The sequence below is a fragment of the Stenotrophobium rhamnosiphilum genome, from assembly GCF_003052265.1.
Lineage (GTDB): Bacteria > Pseudomonadota > Gammaproteobacteria > Nevskiales > Nevskiaceae > Stenotrophobium > Stenotrophobium rhamnosiphilum.
Window position 1 is genome coordinate 23960 of record NZ_QANS01000008.1, and the last position, 23746, is coordinate 47705.

At 55.5% G+C, this 23746-nt stretch carries 22 protein-coding genes; 18 read left to right on the forward strand and 4 right to left on the reverse strand.

Annotation, left to right across the window (positions count from 1 at the left end):
- Positions 1-197: 197 nt before the first annotated feature.
- Positions 198-602, reverse strand: coding sequence for a PsiF family protein (locus CJD38_RS17010; protein ID WP_206363059.1), 405 nt, complete (start codon positions 600-602; stop codon positions 198-200).
- Positions 603-859: 257 nt separating this feature from the next.
- Between CJD38_RS17010 and glyQ the strand changes: the two genes are divergently transcribed.
- From glyQ to CJD38_RS17025, 3 genes are read left to right on the forward strand one after another with little or no spacing between them, the layout of a single operon-like run.
- Positions 860-1756, forward strand: a complete 897-nt coding sequence (gene glyQ / locus CJD38_RS17015; RefSeq protein WP_107941586.1) for a glycine--tRNA ligase subunit alpha — start codon at positions 860-862, stop codon at positions 1754-1756.
- On the forward strand, positions 1753-2475 hold the full coding sequence (locus CJD38_RS17020; RefSeq protein ID WP_107941587.1) for a hypothetical protein: 723 nt from the start codon (positions 1753-1755) through the stop codon (positions 2473-2475). The genes glyQ and CJD38_RS17020 overlap by 4 nt, the downstream gene beginning before the upstream one ends.
- On the forward strand, positions 2472-3107 hold the full coding sequence (locus CJD38_RS17025; protein ID WP_107941588.1) for a glutathione S-transferase family protein: 636 nt from the start codon (positions 2472-2474) through the stop codon (positions 3105-3107). Before CJD38_RS17020 ends, CJD38_RS17025 begins: the two co-directional genes overlap by 4 nt.
- A gap of 49 nt (positions 3108-3156) precedes the next feature.
- Here CJD38_RS17025 and CJD38_RS17030 read toward each other — a convergent pair whose 3' ends face one another.
- Positions 3157-3585, reverse strand: a complete 429-nt coding sequence (locus CJD38_RS17030; protein WP_107941693.1) for an organic hydroperoxide resistance protein — start codon at positions 3583-3585, stop codon at positions 3157-3159.
- A 39-nt stretch (positions 3586-3624) separates the two neighbouring features.
- A complete protein-coding gene (gene katG, locus CJD38_RS17035) occupies positions 3625-5823 on the reverse strand; it encodes a catalase/peroxidase HPI (RefSeq protein WP_107941589.1) in 2199 nt (732 codons plus the stop codon).
- A gap of 360 nt (positions 5824-6183) precedes the next feature.
- On the opposite strand from katG, the gene glyS reads away from it, so the two are divergent.
- The 4 genes from glyS to CJD38_RS17055 are packed head-to-tail and all read left to right on the forward strand — an operon-like array spanning position 6184 to position 9526.
- A complete protein-coding gene (gene glyS / locus CJD38_RS17040; protein ID WP_107941590.1) occupies positions 6184-8232 on the forward strand; it encodes a glycine--tRNA ligase subunit beta in 2049 nt (682 codons plus the stop codon).
- 11 nt (positions 8233-8243) lie between these two features.
- The gene (locus tag CJD38_RS17045) at positions 8244-8681 is read left to right on the forward strand and encodes a PH domain-containing protein (RefSeq protein ID WP_107941591.1); all 438 of its coding nucleotides are present in this window, start codon (positions 8244-8246) and stop codon (positions 8679-8681) included.
- Between the two features lie 9 nt (positions 8682-8690).
- Positions 8691-9227, forward strand: a complete 537-nt coding sequence (gmhB, locus tag CJD38_RS17050; RefSeq protein ID WP_107941592.1) for a D-glycero-beta-D-manno-heptose 1,7-bisphosphate 7-phosphatase — start codon at positions 8691-8693, stop codon at positions 9225-9227.
- Entirely contained in the window at positions 9227-9526 is a 300-nt protein-coding gene (locus CJD38_RS17055; RefSeq protein WP_107941593.1) for a hypothetical protein, read from the forward strand. Before gmhB ends, CJD38_RS17055 begins: the two co-directional genes overlap by 1 nt.
- A 132-nt stretch (positions 9527-9658) precedes the next feature.
- Here CJD38_RS17055 and CJD38_RS17060 read toward each other — a convergent pair whose 3' ends face one another.
- Positions 9659-10675 (reverse strand): AraC family transcriptional regulator, encoded by a 1017-nt coding sequence (locus tag CJD38_RS17060; RefSeq protein WP_107941594.1) that lies wholly within the window; start codon positions 10673-10675, stop codon positions 9659-9661.
- A 111-nt stretch (positions 10676-10786) separates the two neighbouring features.
- Here CJD38_RS17060 and CJD38_RS17065 point away from each other — a divergent pair, with 111 nt between their 5' ends.
- From CJD38_RS17065 to CJD38_RS17115, 11 genes are all read left to right on the forward strand, one after another.
- Entirely contained in the window at positions 10787-11884 is a 1098-nt protein-coding gene (locus CJD38_RS17065; protein ID WP_161554274.1) for a glutathione S-transferase family protein, read from the forward strand.
- Between the two features lie 143 nt (positions 11885-12027).
- Complete coding sequence (locus tag CJD38_RS17070) at positions 12028-14124, forward strand: DUF1302 domain-containing protein (RefSeq protein WP_107941596.1); 2097 nt, start codon at positions 12028-12030, stop codon at positions 14122-14124.
- A gap of 112 nt (positions 14125-14236) precedes the next feature.
- On the forward strand, positions 14237-14920 hold the full coding sequence (locus CJD38_RS17075; protein ID WP_107941597.1) for a thioredoxin domain-containing protein: 684 nt from the start codon (positions 14237-14239) through the stop codon (positions 14918-14920).
- A 3-nt stretch (positions 14921-14923) separates the two neighbouring features.
- Positions 14924-15535 (forward strand): 2-hydroxychromene-2-carboxylate isomerase, encoded by a 612-nt coding sequence (locus tag CJD38_RS17080; protein WP_107941598.1) that lies wholly within the window; start codon positions 14924-14926, stop codon positions 15533-15535.
- Positions 15532-16584, forward strand: a complete 1053-nt coding sequence (locus CJD38_RS17085; RefSeq protein ID WP_107941599.1) for an MBL fold metallo-hydrolase — start codon at positions 15532-15534, stop codon at positions 16582-16584. The genes CJD38_RS17080 and CJD38_RS17085 overlap by 4 nt, the downstream gene beginning before the upstream one ends.
- Positions 16581-18338 (forward strand): sulfatase family protein, encoded by a 1758-nt coding sequence (locus CJD38_RS17090; RefSeq protein ID WP_107941600.1) that lies wholly within the window; start codon positions 16581-16583, stop codon positions 18336-18338. Before CJD38_RS17085 ends, CJD38_RS17090 begins: the two co-directional genes overlap by 4 nt.
- An 8-nt stretch (positions 18339-18346) precedes the next feature.
- Positions 18347-19186, forward strand: coding sequence for a peptidyl-prolyl cis-trans isomerase (locus CJD38_RS17095; RefSeq protein ID WP_107941601.1), 840 nt, complete (start codon positions 18347-18349; stop codon positions 19184-19186).
- Complete coding sequence (locus CJD38_RS17100) at positions 19183-21447, forward strand: DUF3604 domain-containing protein (RefSeq protein WP_146166011.1); 2265 nt, start codon at positions 19183-19185, stop codon at positions 21445-21447. Before CJD38_RS17095 ends, CJD38_RS17100 begins: the two co-directional genes overlap by 4 nt.
- A gap of 30 nt (positions 21448-21477) precedes the next feature.
- The gene (locus CJD38_RS17105) at positions 21478-21750 is read left to right on the forward strand and encodes a hypothetical protein (RefSeq protein ID WP_107941603.1); all 273 of its coding nucleotides are present in this window, start codon (positions 21478-21480) and stop codon (positions 21748-21750) included.
- A gap of 2 nt (positions 21751-21752) precedes the next feature.
- Positions 21753-22556 carry an SDR family NAD(P)-dependent oxidoreductase gene (locus CJD38_RS17110; protein WP_107941604.1) on the forward strand — a complete coding sequence of 268 codons (804 nt, stop codon included), beginning with the start codon at positions 21753-21755 and terminating at the stop codon, positions 22554-22556.
- Between the two features lie 4 nt (positions 22557-22560).
- Positions 22561-23739 (forward strand): glutathione S-transferase family protein, encoded by a 1179-nt coding sequence (locus CJD38_RS17115; RefSeq protein ID WP_107941605.1) that lies wholly within the window; start codon positions 22561-22563, stop codon positions 23737-23739.
- Positions 23740-23746: the final 7 nt, after the last annotated feature.

Below are 23746 nucleotides of genomic sequence, written 5' to 3' on the forward strand. Positions count from 1 at the left end.
AAAATGCAGCATGAACTGTGCCAAGAAAGACCACAAAAGCGGCGCACATGATACCCGGAAACCTACGCAGCTAGATTCGATAAATCAGAACAAACCGGGCCTTACGATGCTTTTACTACTGCGCCCCAATATTCGCCCTCAATAAATAAGGCCCACTCCCCTTATAGATAGAGGAGTGGGCCTGATCCAGCAGCGGCTTAGTCTTTCAGGCAGTCCTTCATAAACGTCTTTCGCTCGGCTTTTTTAAGCCCCTGCGTCTTGGCCTCGGCATTACAGGTTTTCATCTTGGCCTTGCGTGCCGCCTTCTTTTCGGCCTTTTCGGCGTTCTCAGCCGCGCTGAACTTGCCCATGCACTGCTTCACAAAGGCTTTGCGCTTTTCCTTTTTTAGGCCCTGCTGTTTGGCCTCCGCACCGCAGTCCTTTCGCTTCTGCTGCTTATCGGTCAGCTCCTTGCCGGTCTTTGGACTTACATCGTTAGCGTGCACCACCTGCGTCATCGACATCAGCGAAAGGCAGGACGCTGCGAGTAACATTTTCCACATGTAAACCTCCTGATTTATTGTTTTATTAGCGCCATCCATCGATCCGTTGAGGTGACGCAAAACAACTCTATCGAGGCCTTACAGTGCAAGACTGTGATGCACTCCCGATACGCTTTTAGGTTTGTTTTAATTTATACAATTAATAATTTATAAAGTTTTTAATAAAACACCTTCCTCTAGGCAAACGGTCATCGCCGCTCACACGCAATCCGGCTTAAAAGCCTTGATTCGCTATACTCGCGCAGCTTTTTTACTCGCTGCCGCCCAATAGCTCGCGAACAGGGCGGCAATACAGATTTCATTGGACATTTGGCGTCATGACTTTTCAGAACCTCATCCTCGCGCTTCAACAGTATTGGGCCAGCCACGGCTGCGTCATCGTTCAACCACTGGACATGGAAGTGGGCGCCGGCACCTTCCACCCCGCTACCTTCTTGCGCGCAATTGGTCCTGAAGCCTGGAATGCCGCTTACGTGCAGCCGAGCCGCCGCCCAACCGATGGCCGCTATGGCGACAACCCCAATCGTCTCCAGCACTACTACCAATTCCAAGTGCTGATGAAGCCCTCGCCGCCCAACATCCAACAACTCTATTTGGACTCGCTGCGCATGCTCGGCTTCGACCCGCTCACGCATGACATCCGCTTTGTTGAAGACAACTGGGAATCGCCAACCCTCGGCGCCTGGGGCCTCGGCTGGGAAGTCTGGCTCAACGGTATGGAAGTCACGCAGTTCACTTACTTCCAGCAAGTCGGCGGCATCGAATGCAAACCCGTCGCTGGCGAAATCACCTACGGTTTAGAGCGCCTCGCGATGTATATCCAAGGCAAAGAGAGCATCTACGACCTCGTGTGGTCTGACGTCGGCGGCAAGATCGTGACTTACGGTGACGTCTATCACCAGAACGAAGTCGAACAGTCCGCTTACAACTTCGAGCACGCAGACACCGCAGCATTGTTTGAGCGTTTTGCCAAGGCAGAAGCTGAATGCCAGCATTTGTTGGCACTGCCAACGCCATTGCCGCTACCCGCCTACGAGCGCGTGCTGCAAGCCTCGCACTCGTTCAATCTGCTGGATGCACGTTCAGCGATCAGCGTCACCGAACGTCAAGGCTACATCCTGCGCGTGCGTACGCTCGCCAAGGGTTGTGCCGAGGCGTACTACAACGCCCGCGCCAAGATCGTTGGCTTTGCACCGCTAAAAGCCGCTGCATGAATATCCGCTCGATCAGCCGCGCGGCGCTGCTCACCATTACAGCAACGCTGATTGGTTGCGTTCAGGCCGGCGGAGAACGTGCAGGCTTGGTACCGGGTGCCAAAATTGGAATCGTGAACCTAGTGGGTGCTCAGCCCAGAAATGTCCATGTTGGCACGACAATATTCAACAACTTCGACGAACCTTACACCTCAACTTTCGATTTTCGAGGGTTCATCGAGCGTGAACTTATTCAAGCGCTCACATACAACGCGGCCTACCGGCCAGAAGTCGTCGCGCTGACCCCAACGCTCAACAATGCTGTTGGCGTCGTAGAGTGCTCAACTTGGACCGGCCCACTAAGCGACGAGATCAAAAGCGAGCTTTCTCGGATTGCAGCGCATCAACGAATCGACATGTTTGTTGTCGCTGTTTCCGGCTGCAGTACGGTGGGGAGCAACGTCAAAATCACAGGGTACGGACTTCATACCCATAGCCTTCTCGCGCTTGACCGCGCCTATGCGTATTCATCCATCCTTTACCTACGCGTCATGCCCGATGGAGAGGCTCTACTCCCATACGGGGCGCCCAAAACAGCGGCGATGATTCCATTTGAAAGCGCAGTGATCAGCGATGGGCAGATGCGAAACCTTCCTCAACCAGAACTTCAGCGCATTGATCTTATGGTGCAGAACCTGATGCGCAATCAGATCTACGGTGTCGCCCTCTTAGTCAGATGAATATCCTAATTGGCATGTTCGATTCCCCCTTCGTGCGCCGCGTTGCGGTCAGCATGAAGTTGCTCGACATGCCGTTTGAACATCGCAATTGGTCTGTCGGCAAAGACCAAGCCGATATCCGTCGCTACAACCCACTGGGCCGCGTGCCGACCTTAGTGTTGGGCGATGGCGAAACGCTGATTGAGTCGAGTTCGATTCTTGATTTCCTCGACGAAACTGTTGGCGCAGAACGCGCGTTGCTCCCACGCAGTGGCGCTGAACGCAGACTCGCACTGAAGCTGATGGCAATTGCCAGTGGCATTGCCGACAAAGGCGTCTCGCAACTCTACGAAGGCGCGTTTCGCCCCGCAGAAAAGCGTCACGAGCCGTGGGTTGAGCGTTGCCGCTCACAGATGGATGAAGGCCTCGCAGAACTTGATCGCTATGCCACGACGCTGGATGGCAATGGCTGGCTGATCGGCACGCGCATGACGCAGGCTGATATCACCGTCGCTTGTGCAACAACCTTTGTGCACGAAGCATTGAGCCTTGATGCCACTCGTTATCCATCGTTGATGCGACAGGTTGCGCGTTGCGAAGAACTGCCAGTGTTCCGCGAAATTCATCTGCCCTTCTTCACGCCGCAGTCATAAAAAAAGCCGCCAGAATCTGGCGGCTTTTTTGTTTACAGCCTACGCAAAATCAAACCACGATCGTCTTGAGTCCAACTTCAACATTGCCGCGCGTCGCTTTCGAATACGGACAGAACTGATGCCCGCCTTCGACAATTTTCTGCGCGTCAGCTTCTGAGAGGCCACTGACCCAGGCGGTGATATCGACCTTCAATCCAAAGCCCGTCGGATCCTTGCCAATGCCGACTGCCACTTCGATTTCCAACGAAGTCGGTTTGAGCTTGGCTTGCGTCGCGACGTAATCCACCGCGCCCGCAAAACACGCTGCATAACCCGCGGCAAAAAGATCTTCTGGCGTGGTGGTGCCGGGCTTGCCGGGGCCACCCATAGCCTTGGGTACAGACAAATCCGCCTTGACCAAACCATCACGCGTTTCGGTATGACCGTTACGACCACCTGATGCCACTGCGTGAGCGGTGTAGAGCACTTCAACTGACATATCCATTCTCCTGTTGATGATTGGTCAAGGCTTGCGCCATTAAGCTTTAAGGTCGTAGCGATTGAGGTTCATCACCTTGCTCCACGCTGCTACGAAATCACGAACGAACATCTGCTGCGCATCGCTGCTTGCGTAGACTTCTGCGAGAGCGCGAAGTTGCGAGTTGGAGCCGAACACGAGATCAACAACAGTACCAGTCGCCTTGACCTGACCCGTTTTCTGATCGCGTCCTTCCAACACATTTTCTGATGCCGCGGACTTCTGCCACTTCGTGCTCATGTCGAGCAGGCTCACGAAGAAGTCATTGGTCAGCACCTCCGGACGCTTGGTGAACACGCCATGCTTGGCTTGGCCCACGTTCGCATTCAAGGCGCGCATGCCGCCGATCAACACCGTCATCTCTGGCGCAGTCAGCGTCATCAAGTTCGCACGATCCAACAACAACTCCGCCGCAAATGCCTCGCGTCCTTTCTTGATGTAGCTGCGGAATGCATCAGCCGCTGGCTCCAATACTGCGAACGAATCCACATCAGTTTGTTCCTGCGAAGCATCAGTGCGACCTGCTGAGAACGGAACCTTCACATCGTGTCCCGCTTTCTTCGCAGCAGCTTCGACAGCCGCAGCACCACCCAGCACGATCAAGTCCGCAATCGAAACTTTCTTGCCGCCAGATTGAGCACTATTGAACTCCTTCTGAATCGCTTCGAGCTTCTGCAAAACTTTCGCCAACTCAGCAGGCTGATTCACTTCCCAATCTTTCTGCGGCGCCAGACGAATACGCGCGCCGTTGGCACCACCGCGCTTGTCGCTGCCGCGGTACGTAGCAGCAGACGCCCAAGCCGTCGTCACCAGCTGAGAAATCGAAAGACCTGATGCAAGAATCTTCGCCTTCAAAGCCGCAACGTCCTGCTCATCAATCAGCTTGTGATCCACCGATGGAACCGGGTCTTGCCAGATCAACTCTTCCTTCGGCACCAGCGGGCCGAGGTAGCGAGCAAGCGGGCCCATATCGCGGTGCGTCAACTTGAACCAAGCGCGAGCGAACGCATCAGCGAACTCCTGCGGATTCTTCAAGAAACGACGTGCGATTTTTTCGTACGCCGGATCCATACGCAGACCCAAATCAGCCGTCGTCATCATCGGCGCGTGACGCTTCGTCGAATCGTGTGCATCAACCACAGCATCTGCGCCAGCGCCGCCTTTAGGCTTCCACTGATGCGCGCCAGCTGGGCTCTTGGTCAGCTCCCACTCGTAGCCGAACAGCGTCTCTAAAAAGCCGTTGTCCCACTTCGTCGGATTCGGTTTCCACGCGCCTTCAATACCGCTGGTGATGGCGTGTGAACCCTTGCCGCTCTCGAAACTGTTGCTCCAGCCCAAGCCCTGCTCTTCGATGGTCGCGCCTTCTGGCTCCTTGCCAACGTATTTGCCCGGATCCGCCGCACCGTGCGCCTTGCCGAAGGTGTGACCGCCCGCAACGAGCGCAACCGTCTCTTCGTCATTCATCGCCATACGCGCAAAGGTTTCGCGAATATCGCGCGCCGAAGCCACAGGATCAGGGTTGCCGTTAGGGCCTTCCGGATTCACGTAGATCAAACCCATCTGCACGGCACCCAGCGGATTCGCCAATTCGCGATCACCGCTGTAGCGCTTGTCGCCCATCCACTCGCTCTCGGAGCCCCAGTAGATATCTTCAGGCTCCCAAACGTCTTCGCGTCCACCGGCAAAGCCGAAGGTCTTGAAGCCCATCGAATCCAAAGCGACATTGCCCGCGAGCACCATCAAATCGGCCCAAGAAAGCTTGCTGCCGTACTTCTGCTTGATCGGCCACAGCAAACGACGCGCTTTATCAAGGTTGCCGTTATCCGGCCAGCTATTCAGCGGCGCGAAGCGCTGCGTGCCAGAACCGGCGCCGCCGCGACCATCGGCAATGCGGTACGTGCCCGCGCTATGCCAAGCCATGCGAATAAAGAGCGGCCCGTAGTGGCCGTAGTCAGCCGGCCACCAGTCTTGAGAATCGGTCATCAAGGCGTGCAGATCTTTGACCACTGCATTCAGATCGAGGCTCTTGAACGCCTCGGCGTAGTTGAACGCCGCGCCCATCGGATCAGACTGCGGAGAGTTTTGATTGAGCGCCTTGAGGTTGAGCTGATTAGGCCACCAGTTAGCGTTGTTTTGCGTGCTGGCAATGCTGTGCGTGCCAGCACCGCCAGAAAATGGGCATTTCGCTTCGTTAGACATCCTTATCTCCTTAGGTTGCGATGTAAATTATTTAGTGGGATTCAGCGTAGGCCGCAAGCGTTTCTTGCAGCCTACTCTTGAGTGGTATCTGGCGGGTCAATCGCCAAGTCTTGTAGATGGACATGAGTAACTCCGTTCGTTGTGTGCGACTATCTTCGACTCGGGGCATCGATTAATCCAATTTAATTATTTTTGACTTTGTATATTCATTGGCTATCGTGGCCGCTTCGATAGGCAAACCCAGTCTGAGCCCGGTTAAACCCCATTTCCCGCCAATACACGCAGAAATTTGGTGATCTGCTCCGGTTCACGGAAAATGACCGCCCTTTTGCTTCTGCATCACATAGATAGAACCCGTTCATGTCTGCTCAACCGCTCCTGATTGAAATTGGCACCGAAGATTTGCCGGCGCGTTATGTCGTGCCGCTCGCTAGCGCGCTGGCCAACGGCATTGCCGGCGGCCTGAGCAAGCGCGGCGTGGAGCCGGGTGCGCAGACAATCTTTGCAACACCACGCCGCATCGCTGTGCTGATTGATGGCGTTGCCACACAGCAGCCCGATCAGCTCGTGAAGCGCGACGGTCCCGCCGTTGCCGCTGCTTACAAAGACGGCAAGCCGACGCCTGCAGCACTGGGCTTCGCAAAGTCTTGCGGCGTCGAGTTTTCAGAACTCGTCGAGAAAGACGGCAAGCTGCACTTCTCCAAGAGCGCGCCGGGCAAAGCCACGGCCTCGCTGATTCCAGAAATTTTTGAAGAAACGCTCAAGCAGATGGACGAGCTCGTCCCCAAGCGCATGCGCTGGGGCTCGGGCGAAGAAACATTTGTGCGTCCGGTGCAGTGGTTGGTCGCGCTGCTCGGCAACGACATCGTTCCACTCCATCGCTTTGGTTTGGACAGCGGCCGCGTCACGTACGGCCATCGCTTTCACGCGCCTGCGCCTGTCTCGCTCGCATCGCCTGCTGCTTACCCGGATGCACTGAAGGCCGCGAAGATTTGGGCCGACGTTGCCAGCCGTAAAGCAGAGATCGAACGTCAGATCAAAGCCGAAGCCAAGAAGCTTGGTGGCGACGCCCGCATTGATGACGGTTTGCTGGACGAAGTCACCGCACTGGTTGAATGGCCCGTCGTGATCTCCGGCCGCATGGAAGATCGCTTCATGCAGCTGCCACCAGAAGTCATCATCGCCACCGTCGAAACCAACCAGCGTTACTTCACCGTGTTCGACGCGCAGAAAAAACTGCTGCCGGTGTTCATCACCATCAGCAACATCGAATCGAAAGATCCTTCGCAAGTGATTGAAGGCAACGAGCGCGTTGTGCGCCCGCGCCTTACGGATGCGCTGTTCTTCTGGGAACAGGATCTCAAGCAATCGCTTGAAGCCTACGGCGAGAAACTCTCGACCGTGACCTTCCAGAAAGATCTCGGCAGCATCGGCGATAAAGTCAGCCGTATTCGCAAACTCTCAGTCGCCATCGCTGATTTACTCAAGAGCGACAGCAAAGCCGCTGACCGCGCCGCCGCACTGAGCAAGAACGATCTCGTCACCAAAATGGTTTACGAGTTCCCAGAGCTGCAAGGCTTGATGGGCGGTTACTACGCCGAGAAATCTGGCGAATCCGCAGCGATTGCGACAGCCATTCGCGAACACTATTTGCCAACGCAACAAGGCACGCCGATTCCTTCGACCCGCGAAGGTCAGATCGTTGCACTCGCTGACAAACTCGACACCCTCGCAGGCATTTTCGCGATTGGTCAAAAGCCAACCGCAAGCAAAGATCCCTTCGCATTGCGTCGCGCTGCACTCGGCGCGCTGCGCATTTGTATTGAAGGCGCGCTGTCGCTCGATATCGCAGTCGTGTTGAAAGCTGCACTCGATGCACAGCCTGCTGGCAAGCGCGATGACAAGACGCTAACCGAACTCACCGAGTTCGTTCTCGAACGTCTGCGCGCTTACTACAGCGAACAGAATCTCCCAGTAGAAATGTTCGAAGCCGTAAAAAGCCTCGGCATCACCAGCCCGCTGGACTTCAATACGCGTGTGCAAGCACTTCGCAGTTTCTGGGCACTGCCCGAAGCAAAGAACCTCGCCGCCGCACACAAACGCGTGCGCAACATTCTCAAACAGGCTGGCGACGTCGCGCAGACGGCTATCGACGCCAAGTTGTTTGAACACGAATCAGAAGGCGCGCTGCACTCGCAGCTCACACAGCTCTCAAGCACCAACGCAAACGCTGATGGCGAAACCAAGCTGCGTAGCCTCGCAACATTGCGCGCACCTGTTGATGCGTTCTTCGAAGGCGTGATGGTCAACGCAGAAAATCCCGCCGTGCGCGCCAATCGCCTCGCCTTGTTGCATGCGCTTGATGTAGCGTGTCGTGAAGTGGCAGATATTTCCTGCCTGCCGGGCTAAAGAGAAAAAACATGGACGCGCAAGAAACATTGATCTGGGAAGGCTCACCGTCACAGTGGACCAATTTCAAGCTGTTCTTTATTTGCGGCCTGCTCGCCTTTTTAATCGTGCCAATCTTCATCGCACTGTGGCGTTGGTTGGAAACCCGCAAACACGTTTATCGCGTCACCACTCAGCGCATCATCATCACGCAGGGCGTGCTGACGCGCCGCACCGATCAGCTTGAACTGTATCGCGCCAAAGACGCCTCGATGCTGGAGCCATTCTGGCTACGCATCTTCAAACTCGGCCATGTTGACTTGGTCACGTCCGACCCAACGACGCCGACACTACGTCTACAAGCCGTTCCCAACGCCGCTTCGCTGCGTGAACAACTGCGCAACGTCATCGAAACACTGCGCGTAAGCAAAGGCATTCGCGAACTGGATCTCGGCGAAGTTCGACTCTAAAGGCTTGATATGAAACTCGTGATTCTTGATCGCAGTGGCGTCATCAACGAAGAGTCCGACGAGAACATGAAAGCGATTGCCGAATGGCGGCCGATTCCCGGCAGTCTTGAAGCCATCGCCCGCCTTTGCCAAGCCGGCTACCGCGTCTTTATCGCCAGCAACCAATCCGGCATCGGCCGCGGCTTTTACGATTACGACGCCCTGTTCGCCATGAACGACCGCCTGCAAAAGATGGTCGGCGAGTTCGGCGGCCGCATCGACGGCATCGAGTTCGCCCCCGATAGCCCGGACGAACCCAGCGAAATGCGCAAACCAAGTCCCGGCATGCTCAAAGACCTCGCCCGCCGCTTTCAGGTCAGCCTGGAAGACGTCTCTTTTGTCGGCGACTCCGCCCCAGACCTCCTCGCTGCACGATCAGCGGGCGCACGCCCTGTTTTAGTGCGAACCGGCAAGGGTTCACGCACTGAAATAGAGCATGAACTGCATGGGGCTGCGGTTTATGACGATCTGGCGGCGTTTGTTCGGGTTACGTTGGCCGCGCATTGATGAGCAGATGGAGCAGGCCACTTTCGGGGCTAGCACTTTTCTCCGCAGCGCTTTCAATTGCTGCTGCCATATTTGGCGATCTGACGATTGAAGGCTTAGCAGCCTACCTTTTGATAAACGTTTATTCCTATATACAACTGCGACAGTTCTTGTTGGACAAAAATATGATCGCAGGCATGGGTAGCACCATGCGAGCCGACAACCGAGAAGATACTTTAGTGAGGAAAGCCTATGCCGCCATGTTCATTGCGGCGCTTGCAGCACAAATAGCATTCTCAATTGCATCACTGATCAAGTGACGTAGCCCGGGTGAAACCCGGCTTTTTCATTTATGGAGAGGCGCTTCCCGGGTTTCACCCGGGCTACAAATTGGCGCACTTGTAGGCTGGGTTGGAGCGTAGCGAAACCCAGCAAATCTAATCGGCACTTCGTTAGGCCGCTAAACCCTTCGCATTCCTAAACTCCCCAGGCGAAACCCCAGTCCAACGCTTAAACGCACGCGTGAAACTGCTTTGGTCTGAGAAGCCTAGACGGAAGGTGACGTCGCACACCGTGAGCTGTCGCTCGCTCAAATATTGCTTGGCGAGTTCGCTACGGGTTTCGTCGAGAACTTGTTGGTAGTTGGTGTCTTCGTCGCGCAGTCGACGTTGCAGTGTTTTTTCGCTCATGTTCAACACGCCAGCAACATCGGCACGTGCGGGTTCGCCTGCTGGCAAACGTGAGATCAATTCGGCGCGGACTTTTTCGCTGATGCGTGCGCCGTCGAAGCGGCGCAGATATTCCATCACCACGCGATCGTTCTGCCGCGCGAGTTCCGGGTTGGCCATCGGCAGTGGCAAACTCATCATCTCATGTGGCACCAGCAATGAATTTTCCTCTGCGCGGAATTCAACTGAGCAGCCAAAAAACTTTTCGAACTCGGCGCGCGTTGCTTCGGTGCCACCACGACGCAAGCGAATTTCGACGGGCAGTTTCTCTACGCCCGTGAGCATGCGACCAAGCTTGAGCGTTGAGGCCATGAACAGATCGATGCCCTCATCAACCGTCGGTACGCCATCCAGAAAGCGCACCACTTCTTTGATGCCGCGCGGCGTGCGTTCAATCACCACATCGACGGCATTACTGACGATGCGCGAGAAGCGCGCAGTGCGCAGAAGCGCGTCTTCAAGATTCAGACTGGCCATCATCGCCAGACCGAGGCTATGGAACGTAGCGGGCTGCACATAGGCCGAAGCCTTGAGTGCAAAACAGGGGTCGCCAGTTTCCGCTACCGCCAAGCGCCAGAGCTTGGCCATTTTAGAAACGGGGTAACGACCATTCGGGTCGCGCAGGATTTGCGGATCCAAGCCCACCTGCGCAAACAGGCGCTCGCTATCTAACCCGTTCGCATCCAGCGTTCGGGAAATCGCGATTGCCCATGTGTTCAGCGTGGTGGCTTCTCTCGCCATTTCTGATGGCCCTGTCCTTATATGCTCAGAGCTTGTCCTCTAAAGACAAGATTATCAGACTGATGAGGGCTAAGGTCGCTTAAATCTTTTGCGCCTATGAGTCGGGGGACCATGAGCAAACCTTACATTCACTACGCTTGGCACCTGTCGTATTTCAGCGGCAAGTCGCGCAGCTATCTGCTCTACAAAGACATTCCGCATGTAGAGAAGGCGATCGACTTCTACACCTTCAGCGTGCGCGCCAAAAAGAAAACCAATGCGGCGGTGATGCCGATTGTGGTGACGCCAGAAGGCGAATGGCTGCAAGACACCAGTCACATCATTGATCAACTGGAGCAGCGATTCCCGACTGCGCCTGTTGTGCCGACAACACCGGTGCAGCGCATTGCGTCCTACCTGATGGAAATGTGGGGAGATGAATGGTGGTTGGTGGTGGCGATGTACACGCGCTGGTTTCATTCAGAAAACTACGTGGTTTTTCAGCGCGATGCGGGCCGTGGTTTGCTGCCCTACTTTCCGAGCTTCATTCAGAACAAAGTCGCGGCCAAAGCGGCGAATCAGATGCGTGGACATTTACCTTCGCTCGGCCTAGTGCCGGGACCGCAGATTGATCTCATCGCAAAGTGGACGCGTGACACGCTGGATCTACTCGACGCGCACTTCGCAAAACATAAATTCTTATTCGGCGACAAACCTTCCATCGGCGATTTCGGTTTGATCGGCCCGCTCTACGCCCACTTGGGTCGCGACCCTTGGAGTAAGCGTGAGTTGATTGATCCGCGTCCCAATGTGCGTGCTTGGGTTGATCGCATGAACAAACCGAAGCCACTGTCTGGTGCGTTTCTGCCGCAGGATCAAATTCCAGAAACATTGACACCGATTTTCCAAACGATGTTCAGTGAATTTCTGCCAATGATTGAAGCCATTCTGGCTGAAGTAAAAGCTGCATTGCCCAAATGCGCGCCGGGCAAATCATTGCCACGTGGCTTGGGCGAAGTGGAATTTCCGATGGGCAACGGTCGTTATCGTCGTGCAGCGATTCCGTACATCGTGTGGATGACGCAGCGAATTCTCGATGTCTATCACAGCATGAACTCGCGCGACCAAGCGAGCGTACGCGCATGGCTCACGGGATTAGGCGGAGAAGCTTTACTCGACATGGAGATTCCGCGTTTGCGCCGCGTTGGACTTCGTGTGGCGGCGGCATAAGCAAAGCGATAAATCCAATTCCTCACAGCTATAAGCTAAGAAAACCGATGCTGAGGTCGTAACAAACCAAGTCTCGCGCAATAAAATTTAAAAGATAAATCATGACCGCCACAGGCGGCAGATAATGGCAGGGAGAGAAGCTGATGACTCGTTTTGCACTAACTCGTATCGTGTGGCTTGCTGCTGCAATGGTCAGCGTTTCAGCGCAGGCACAAGACCTCAAATACGAGATCGGCGAATTGCAAATGGGGTTCACGGCGAGCGTCACTTCCGGCATCGCGATACGCACACAAGATCGCAATCTCAATCTTATCGGCAAGCTCAACGTACCGGGCCAGCAAAATCTTTGCACCGCAGACGATTGCATGTCGCTCTCCGGCGATCCTGCACCAAATCTTCGTCTGGTGAATGCCAAAGGTTCGTATAGCGGCGGCAACACGGACAACGGCAATCTCAACTACGACAAATACGACATCGTTCAAGCCTCAACGCGCCTGACGCCGACGCTGGCTTTTTCTTACGGCGACTGGAGCGGCAGAGTCCGCGGCATTTTGTTTTACGACCCGGTTAACGACGGCTTCGAAGAAACCCACCCCAACACGCGCTTCCAACCCGCACACACCAAACGACCAGACGGAGTGTCAGGTCGCTTTGCACGCGGCGGGCAATTGCGTGATGCCTATATCTCCAACGTGCTTCATGTTGCCGATCGCGACGTCACGATTACCTTTGGCAATCAGCGTCTGACCTGGGGCGAATCATTCTTAACGCCGCTGAACACGCTCAACACACTGGGCCCACCAGATGCCGTGCTCGCACGCATGCCGGGCTTTGAACTTCGCGAACTTTATCGCGCAGTACCCGCACTCTCGATCGCCACAGAAATTGTCGACGGGCTTTCAGCAGATGTGTTTTATCAATGGCGCTGGAACCCAGCGAATGCGGAACCTGTCGGCAGCTTTTTCTCGACCAATGATTTCATTGGTGGCGGTCACTACATCACGCTGGGCTTAGGCCAATATGCGGAAGACCCAGACAGAAAATTCCGTCCAGCAGGTATCAGCGGCCAGATCAGCCATTCTTCCCGCACCATTGAGTTGCTGTCAGAAAACTACGGCCGTCCAAAAAACGGCGGGCAGTACGGCATCCAGCTCAAGTATTACGCCGACAGCTTGTTCGGCGGCACCGAACTCGGCGCCTACTACGCCAACTATCACAGCCGCCTGCCACATATTTCTGTGATCAGCGCGAATGCCTCATGCACGCGCCAAGGACAAGCGGGCAGTTTCGTATCAGCGCTTGCGGTGTGTCAGGGTTTCAAGATTAATCCAAATGGCCTCGAACCCGTGCCGACCGACTCGATGAAAGCCTTCCTCGATTATCCAGAAGACATTCACATGCTCGGCCTGAGCTTCAGCTCCAACCTCGGCCCGTTCTCGCTCTCGGGTGAATATGCCTATCGCCCGAATATGCCTTTGCAGGTTCATGCAACGGATGTGATTTACGCAGGCCTTGCACCGGCGTTTCCAGAAGAAGACATCAATATTCCTGCGGATCTCTCGATTCTCGGACTCGATTCGCCTTTCACAATTCCCGGCCACCGCCACATCGCACCAGATTTCTTGAGCGTGTATCGCGGCATGGGCACGACAGGTTATGGCCCCAATCAAGTCATCCGCGGTTACGAGCGTTTCAAAGTAGGACAGTTCTCGCTTCTCGGCATTCACGTGTTCGGCCCCAACGATAACTACATTGGCGCGGATCAACTTCAGTTCTTGTTAGAAGTCAGCGGCACGCAAATTTTTGGTCTGCCAGAACTCAGCGAGCTACAACTTGAAGGCACTGGCAATCGCTCGCATTACAGCGAAGGCGCTGATGGCACCGGCTCGCCAACAGGACAAGTCGATTCTCTGCACATCAATCCAACGCAACAGAAAGATGGCGCAGCAACCTCGTTCTCCTACGGCTATCGCGTTGCGCTCAAAGGCCAATACAGCCGCGCCATTGGCGATATCAGTCTGTATCCAACGATCTTGTGGTTCCACGATCTCGGCGGCATTTCGCCTGCGACGATTGATAACTACGTAGCTGGACGCCAACAACTCAGCGCTCAGCTCGATGCCGAAATCACCCAAAGCATCGGTGCGGGCATGCAGTACCAGATCTTTACCGGTGGCGGTCGTAATAACCAACGCAGCGACCGCGACAACCTTGGCATGTACGTGCGTTACAGCTTCTAAATCGTACTCATCGCGACGGTTGTCCTGCGATGCATAAGTAATGTCCGGCGCGGCATAGACCGTTCGTCCACGCAGGACTAGCGTGTGATACCGATAAGACGAGGAGAAAATAATGTCAGCGGTGACCGAATATCTGCGGCGTGCTGTTGCACCACGTCTGGTGGTGGGCTTGTCGCGTAAGCGTGGCTTGCAGCAATTGCGCGCTGCATTTCGACGTGCCTTGGGACTGCGGACAAATATCGAACTCTTCTTTGCGTTTGATGATCCTTATGCCGCGATTGCGCTGCCCGGCCTGATCGAAATCGCTGCCGCACACAATGCAAAGCTGAATCTACTCCCGCTGATCGCGCGTGGCATTGATGGTGATCCTGCCGCCACTCAACGCAGCGTGCACGCCATCACGGATAGCCGCCGACTGGCACAACGCAATGGCCGCACATTAGCTCGTAACACACCACTCGCGGCAGAAGATTGTGCATTTCTTGCCGCTTGGACTATCGCAGCAGCGCAACATCCAAACCTGAATAGCTTTGTTGCCGACGCACTGGCACAACTCTGGTTCGGCTCCGACGCACTTCCAAGCGCAGATACTTACGCTGCGATTTATCAGCAACACATCGGCGCCCTGCCTCCGGCGGTAACAGCAGAACATCGCGCATCGCTCGCCAGCAATACGGCGCTTCTGAAAAAACTAGGCCATTGGGAATCACCCGCCGCACGCGTTGCTGGCGAGTGGTACTTCGCGCATGAGCGTCTTGTACAAATTGATGCGCATCTGCGCGCACTGGGTGCTTAAGCCATGCGCGATACGCTCGAATATTTTTTCTCTTTCCGCAGCCCTTATTCCTACATCTCCGGGCCACGCGCATTTGATCTGGCCAAGCGTTACAACATTGAATTGGTCTGGCGCGGCGTTCGCCCGATGGCGATGCGTGGCCAACCTCTGCCACGCAGCAAACAGTTTTACATCTTGCGTGACACCGCACGCGAAGCGGATCGCCTCGGCATGCCTTTCGGCAAGATTCATGATCCGCTTGGCGAAGGTGTATGGCGCTGTCTGACGATTGCTGAACTCGCCAAGGCTCAGGGTCGCCTATCTGAGTTTGTACTCGCTGCCAGTCGCGCCAGCTGGGCCGAAGGCATTGATGTGAATCTTGATGCGCCGCTGCGTGCGATCTGCGAGAAAGTCGGCCTCAATTGGAATGACTGCGTTGCCGCGATTGCTAACGCCGAATTCCGTCAACGCGTCGAAGAAAACACCGCGCGTCTCTCGCAACTCGGACAGTGGGGCGTTCCCACATTCCTGTTCCGCGGCGAAGCCTTCTGGGGCCAGGACCGCATTCAAGATCTTGAAGCCGTACTCACTGCCGCCGGTTTGGCTGCGCCTAACGCAGGAACCATCGCCAAATGAAACGCTCCCACTTCATCCTGATTGCACTTGTCGTTATCGCTGGCGCGATTTACGCCCAGCGTGGCCCACTGCTCGAAAGAATTATCACGCGACAAATTGATAAAACGCTGCAGCGTGTCGACAACAGCCTGATGACCGACGGCAAGCTGCACGTGATTCTCTGCGGCACCGCTGCGGCATTGCCAGACCCAGATCGCGCTGGCCCTTGCACAGCCATCATTGCTGGCGATCAATTCTGGTTGGTGGATGTAGGCCCCAGTTCATGGCGCAATGTGGATCAGTTGAACCTGCCGATCTCTAAACTCAGCGGCGTGCTGATCACGCATTTCCATTCGGATCACATTAATGATCTCGGCGAAGCCATCACACAAAGCTGGATTGCAGGACGCAGCAAACCGCTGGATGTTTACGGCCCGCAAGGCATTAGCGATGTGGTCGGCGGATTCCAAAAAGCCTTCTCCCATGACAAGCAATATCGCGTCGATCATCACGGCGCCGATTACATGCCGCCGTCAGGCGCAGAAGCCGTGGCACACGCACTTCCCACGCCGAAAGGGATTGAAGCCGAGCCTGTACTTGAACCGAACGGGCTCAAGATCAGCGTGTTCCGCGTCGATCACGCACCAATTGATATTGCCTTTGGTTACCGCTTTGAATATCGCGGCCGCAGCGTCGTCATCAGCGGTGACACCAAAAAGACAGAATCGGTCATCCACAACGCAAAAGATGCTGATCTGCTGATTCACGAAGCCTTGGCCTCGCACATGACCAAGCGCGCGACAGCCAGAGCCAAGGAACTTGGCATTACTCGCATCGCCAAACTTGCAGACGATGTGCGCAACTATCACGCCACACCAGTAGAAGCCGCAGAAGTCGCCGAAGCGGCGCATGCGAAGAAGCTCGTGCTGACTCACATCTTTCCGCCACTCGCCAATGGAGTGGCACGCCACTTGTTCTTGCAAGGCACCAGCGATGCTTACAAAGGTCCGATCATTCTCGGCGCTGATGGCACCCGCATTGATATCGACACTCAAGGAGCAAACCCATGAAAAAAAAAACCAATCAGACCGATCCTAGTCGTCGTCGCGTTCTAAAAGCGATCAGCGTCGGCGGCGCAGCACTAGCCGCTGGCGGCGTCATGAACAGCAATGTTTTTGGTGCTCAGGCGCCAACGATTGTTAAACGCAAACGTCCCAACATTCTGCTGATCATGTCGGATCAGGAACGTGGCTGGGCAGATCTGCCATCCAACCTTGGCCTCAACGCGCACGAGTGGTTGATGGAGCGCGGCGTTCATCTCGAGAATTTCAACGTCAACACCACGCCCTGCTCGCCATCACGCTCCAACATCTACACCGGCCAGCACACGCAGCTGACCAAGATGACGACTAACGTTGGCGCACCGCCGTTCCCTGAACTGGCAACGGATGTTCCAACCATTGGCCACATGCTACGCAAGGAAGGCTATTACACCGCTTACAAAGGCAAATGGCATTTGTCCGATATCTCATCGGAAGATCGCGTGCGCTATGGCCACAACAAGAGTTCACGCGATGCGTTGGAGCCTTATGGCTTCTCCGATAACAGCGATTACACGATTGCCGACGGCGCAACGTGGAGCGGCTATCGTCTTGACGGCCAGGTTGCATCCGAAGCCAGTCAATGGCTGAGCGAACAAGGCACGACCGTGAAGAACCCTTGGTTCCTCGCCGTAAACTTTGTGAATCCGCATGACATCGTTTTTTTCGATGACGTCGACCACCAACAATCACGCACGCGTCTTGATCGCGATTTTCTATCGCCGCTGTTGCCGCCGCCGGTTAATGGCCTCTACGCCAAGTATTGGGACGTGCCGATGCCCAAGAGTTTTTATGCCGACGACTTGAGCGGCAAACCTTGGGCGCAAACTTCTTACGTTGATTTCTGCAATGCCTGCTACGGCAAACTCGACCCCAAGGACGAACGCCGCTGGCGCAAGTATCAGAGCTATTACTTCAACTGCATCCGCGATGTCGACTCGCATGTGTTGACGGTTCTGCAAACGCTGGAGAACCTCAAGCTCGATCGCGAAACCATCATCATCTACACCGCTGATCATGGCGACATGCTGGGCGCACACCAGCTGCGTCAGAAAGGGCCGTTCATGTACAAAGAGAACGTGCGCGTGCCGTTCTTCGTGGCGCATCCGGATGTACGTGGCGGCACCACTTCGCAATCACTCGGTAGCGCGATTGATATCGCGCCGACCATTCTCGGCTTCGCTGGCGTCAAAGATTCTGAGCGTGCTGAACGCTATCCCGCACTCAAGGGCGTCAACCTTGCGCCAGTCATTCAGGATCCCAAGGCGCGTACTGCGCGTGATACCAAGGGCCATCTCTACGATTACAACAGCACACTTTATGTTGATCCAGACACCGCCAAGGCGCTGATGATCAATAAAGAAAATGCGACCTTCTGGAATCTGCTCAAGCACAACTTGGCGCGTGGCAACCTTGGCCCTGTGATGACGCATCCCGGTTTGTTCCGCGGCGTGTTCGATGGTCGCTACAAACTGGCGCGCTACTTTGCGCCGAATAGCCATCACATTCCGAAGGATTGGGACACGCTGCTCAAACACAATCAGCTGGAGCTTTACGACACGCTAAATGATCCGAACGAGATCGTGAATCTTGCCGCCAAGCCTGAGCAGCACAAGGAACTGATCTTGTCGCTCAATAAAAAGATCAATGCACTGATCATGGATGAGATTGGCTTTGACGATGGCCGCGAGCACGCGGGTCCAACGTTCTTGTACCAACTCTGAAGTCATTCATGGCTAACGCACGTCGCACCGTAACGTTTAGCGCGATCTCCTTTGTCGCAGGTATTGGGCTCACGCTGGGCTGGGTGCGCACGCATGAGCCAGCACCGGCGGTGACAGAAGTCAGCAACATTATTGCGATTGCGCCACCACTGAAAGCCACCTTAGAAAAAGCTGACGCATTGCAACGCTGGATCGACAACGAAATTCTATTTCGCGAAGCCCTCAAGCGCGGTTATGCCTTGGATGATTTGATCGTGCGCAATCAATTGCAGCAGCGCATCCGTCAGGCGATTCAGCATGAGTCGTCTCAGGCGCACCCGAGCTATGCACAGCTACAGACTTTCTTGCAGCAGAACCTCACGCTGTACCAGAGCAAGCCACGTTGGAGCTTTGAGCAGATTTATCTCAGCCGCGGCGCTCATGGTGATCGTCTGGTGACAGATGCGGCCGCTATCGCTGCGCAGCTACAAAAATCAGCTGAAGATAAAAATCTAGGCGATCCATTTCCAGCAGGTCGCGTTATCAGTAATGCGCCCGCTGTAGCGATCACCCGTGATTTCGGATCGGCTTTTACACAACAACTCTCCAGCTTGCCGCTGAATAGTTGGCAGGGCCCGATTGAATCATCGCTGGGCCTGCACTTTGTCCGTGTAACGGCGATGCAGCCCGGACGCCCAATGGCATTCGAAGAAATCCGTACACGTCTCGTCATCGATTGGCGCGAAGCGCAAAAGCAACAAGCATTAGAACTGGTGCTGACCGATCTTCGGCCGCGCTACAAAGTGGCCTCTCGCGTCGGCGACACAACAACGCCGATGCACGATATCCACGAAGAGGAAACACCGTGACCTTCAAACATCTCTCGGCGCTAGCGCTGCTTGCGTTGCTTGCGGCCTGTAGCCGCAGCTCGTCGCCAGACACTGCGGCCGGCGGCAACAGCGGCACGCCGTTCAACGAAAAGGTGGATTGCACCGGCACACAAGCTGATCGCAAGAATGCTTACTTTGGTGATCTGCACGTTCACACGCTTTATTCCGTCGACGCATATTTCTTCAACGGCCTCAATGGTCCGCGCGAAGCGTTTCGCATTGGCAAAGGCGAAGTTGGAAATCTGCCTACTGGCGAGACTGACGCCTACACCGCTGGACGCACCATTCAGTTGGATCGCCCTTTGGATTTTGCAGCAACCAGCGATCACTCTGACTTTCTCGGCAACTGGCGTTTGCTGTGCCAAGTCAATGGCACGCTACCGATTGGCGTGAATCCCGCCTGCAATCTGGTTGGCGATTATCTGCGTCAGAACATCACCACCATCATTAACGGCGGTCAGCCACCTGCATTTACTGCACTCACCGCTGGCGTCAGCGAACTGCCGACGACCGCGTCGCCGTGGCAAGACGAGCTGCGTATTTCCGATGAAGAGAATGTGCCTTGCACGTTCAGCACCTTTGTCGGCTACGAGTGGACCTCGCAGAAGTTCGATCAAATGATTCATCGCAACGTCTATTACACCGGCAGCAATCTGCCGCAAGACGTGCCACATGTTGCAACGCTTGAAGACCTTATCGCGATAGCGACAGGCCAAGGAACGTCGAGCAATATGAACGACGACTGGCGTCTCTACGATTATCTGGAACAGAACTGCGACCCTGCGCAAGGCTGCAAGAGCATCGCGATTCCGCACAATCCGAATCAGAGTAGCGGCGGCATGTATCTGGCGCGCGATCCTGCGACGGGCTTGCCACCGGGCCGTGATGGGGCACCGCTGACTTTGGCTGATGCCAAGCTGCGCGCGAAGTACGACAACGTCATCGAAATCTTTCAGCACAAGGGAAATTCCGAATGCGCTGTAGGCCTCGGCCCTTACGAAACCAAGTTTGATCCAGCCTGTACGCTCGAGTTGGCGAAGAATGTTTGCGTTGGCTCTCCGCAAGATCCGCCGGAATGTAAGAAGGTTTGTACCGGCAATCCCGCAACCGATCCGGACTTCTGCTCGCTCACTACTGTTGCAACCGGCGTGTGCGAACAAGCGGGCCGTGACGGCACATCAGGCCCTGTGCACAAATGCGTCGCACCACTCGACATGGCGCGCAACATTCTTGCTGACGGTCTCGCGATTCGCGACACGCTTGGCGTGAATCCGATGCGCATGGGTTTCATCGGCTCATCCGATACGCACAACGGCGATCCTGGCAATGTCGGCGAAAACGGATTCCCCGGCCACGGTGGCGTGCTCGACAACGGCCCACGCACGCAGCTCGGTTACTGGACTTGCGATGGTCAGAATCAAGATCCAACCAATCCCGCGAATTGCAGCAACCGCCAGTTCCTAGATCGCGCACGCTTGTTTAATCCCGGCGGTCTCGCCGGTGCATGGGCACCCGAGAACACTCGCGAAGCCATTTGGAGCGCGATGAAGCGTGGCGAAACTTTTGCAACATCGGGTCCGCGTATTCGCATTCGTACCTTGGCGATGTGGACCAAACCGCCAGCTGATATCTGCGATCAACTTTCGGCAGGACACAATCCCGTCGACGCGGGCGAGATCGCAGGCGCGGTGATGGGCGGCAACTTGCCTGACAACCCAACGCCTGCAGCGCCTTATATCGTGGTGTGGGCGCAGCAAGATCCGGGCGGCGCAACACCGGGGCTGCCACTACAGAAACTCGATCTGATTAAAGGCTGGAGCGATGCGAGCGGTCAACCGCACGTCAAAGTGTTTGATGCGATCGCTAAAACTTCTTCGAAGGTTTCGATGCCATCAAGCGCGGACTGCAGTGTGAAACCTGCGGGCCATCCGGAGCGTTTATGCACGGTTTGGCGCGATCCAAAGTTCAATCCACGCGAGCAGGCTTATTACTACGCACGCGCTTTTGAGATCCCGAGCTGCCGTTGGAGCACACGCCTCTGCACCAAGAACAACGTCGATTGTTCCAAGCTCGACCCCGCCAATGGCATATTCCCAGCCGACAGCGGCATGCAAGGCTTTGAAGGTTGCTGCGGCATCACTGGAACAGTGGGCAGCTTTAGCGGACGCAATAGGTTCAGTACGATTACGGAACGCGCTTGGGCCTCACCTGTTTGGTTTGTGCCGAAAGCCCAGCCTTAAACTCACAATTTCATAACAAGGACGAAATCAATGCAAAACAAGAAATCTTTTTGGGGCGTACAGATGGCACTCATCAGCCTCGTCTACATTTTCGCAGCGTTTAAAGCATTGAGCGGTGATTTCTCTCATCCGACTGTGCTGATCTCTGCGCTTCTGCTCGCTGCGCATGCGCTTGAAATCCCCGTTGCGTTCTACGCATTGAAAGGCCGCTCGGCTTCTGTGCCACGCGTTCTGCTTCTGTGCCTGCTGTTTGGATTGGTCTGGTGGGTTCCGGCGCGCCGCGGCGTGTTCGCGGTCAATTAAGAATGAAATCGTTCAAAAATAAAGTCGCGCTAATTACCGGCGCCAGCAGCGGCATTGGCGAATCCATCGCGTTGGCACTCGCAGCAGAAGGCGCCAAGCTTGAACTGGTCGCACGCGATCGTGAACGTCTTGAGCATGTGCGCGATCTTTGCGTGGCCAAAGGCGTTGAAGTGCATCTGCACTTTGCCGATGTTGCTGACGAAGCGCAGATGAACAAGGTGGCAGACGACGTGCACGCACGTCACGCCGCGATTGATGTGCTGGTCAATAACGCCGGCGTTGTCATGGGCGGCTTCACTTGGGAAGTCGAAACCGCGGATTGGCGCAGACTGCACGACGTCAACGTGATGGGCGTAGTGCATGGCATCCGCGCTTTCCTGCCGCAGATGATCGAGCGTCGTCAAGGTGGCCATGTCGTCAACATCTCCTCGGTATCGGGTTTGGTTGGCGTGCGCGGAATGGGCACTTACAGCGCCAGCAAGTTCGCGGTGGTGGGCTTGTCAGAATCACTGCGCATGGAAATGCACCGATTCAACATCGGCGTCAGCGTGATCTGTCCGGGCTATGTGAAAACGCCGATTCAGAGCAAAGTGAAAATGGTCGGCACACTATCGAGCCCTGATGCACGTGCTCGCGTTGAGAAAGAATTTTCGAAGACAAATCTGATGCCAGAGACTGTTGCACAGCGCACGCTGCAAGCGATTCGCCGCAACGAGTTCATCGCATCAATCGGTCGCGAAGCCGTGATGGTGCGCATCTTCAAGCGTTGGGCACCAGGCCTGCTCGAACGCTCGCTACGAGGCTAAAACGATGGCTTCGCCGTACACGCTCTATGTTTTTCACATTTCCTACTTCAGCGGAAAGATGCAGGCCTACCTGCGTTACAAGGAGATTGCGCACGAGACCATAGAGCCCAAGTGGGGCGGCGATCTGCTCAATACCATTTACCCGAATACCGGTTTGATGAAAGTACCGGTGGTGAAGACGCCTGCTGGTGAATGGCTCGCGGATTCGACGCCGATGATTGATTGGTTCGAAGCCAAGCATCCACAAGGCGCTGTGATTCCAAGCGATCCTCTGCAAGTTTTCTTCAGCCGCCTGCTGGAAGACTATGCCGACGAATGGCTGTGGCGCCCTGCGCTGCACTATCGCTGGAGTTACGCCACTGATGCACACGCCGCATCACGTCGCTTCGCCGAAACATTCATGAGCACGCAGCCTATGCCCAAGGCGATGACGGCCGCTACGCTGCGTGAACGCCAGCATCGTATTTATGTTGCAGGCGATGGAGTCACCGAAGACACCTGGGCGCATGTGGAGTCGGTTTATTTAAATACGCTGGATCGTCTGCAAGCGATCTTTGAGAAGCAGCCCTTTCTGCTTGGCGGCAAACCGAGTCTTGCTGATTTTGGTTTCTTCGCTTCCATGTTCCGCCACTTCAGTCTCGACCCCACACCGAGCCTGATCATGCAGGAGCGCGCACCAGCCGTATTCGAATGGGTGGCACGCCTTTGGAACAGCCGTCATTCCACCAATACAGGAGCTTGGGCAGAAGCCGGAACTTTGCCTAGCGGATGGACGCCGATTCTTCGCGACATTGGCGAGGCGTATCTCCCGTACCTGCACGCCAATGCTGTGGCGTGGCGCGAAGGCCGTAAGACTTTCGACTTTGAAGTGCAAGGCGTGCAGTACAAGAAGTTGCCAGTAGTTCAATACCGCGTCTGGTGCCGCGAGCGTCTGCAAGAACATTTGGCCGCTGTGCCGGAAGCCTCTCCCGCCGCAGTCGAAAATATTCTGCGCGATGCAGGTGCATTGGAGCCGCTGATGCGTGATGGCCACATTGCATCCAATTTGCATACGGCAGATGCGCCGCCGTTATGCCGACCACGCAAAGTCGCGCTGGGTGACAAGCTCTCGCGTTATCTCATCGGTACGCATTGGCATGCACCGAAGGCCACGCTACAGGCTGGCCAAAAGAAGTCCTCATGATTTTTTG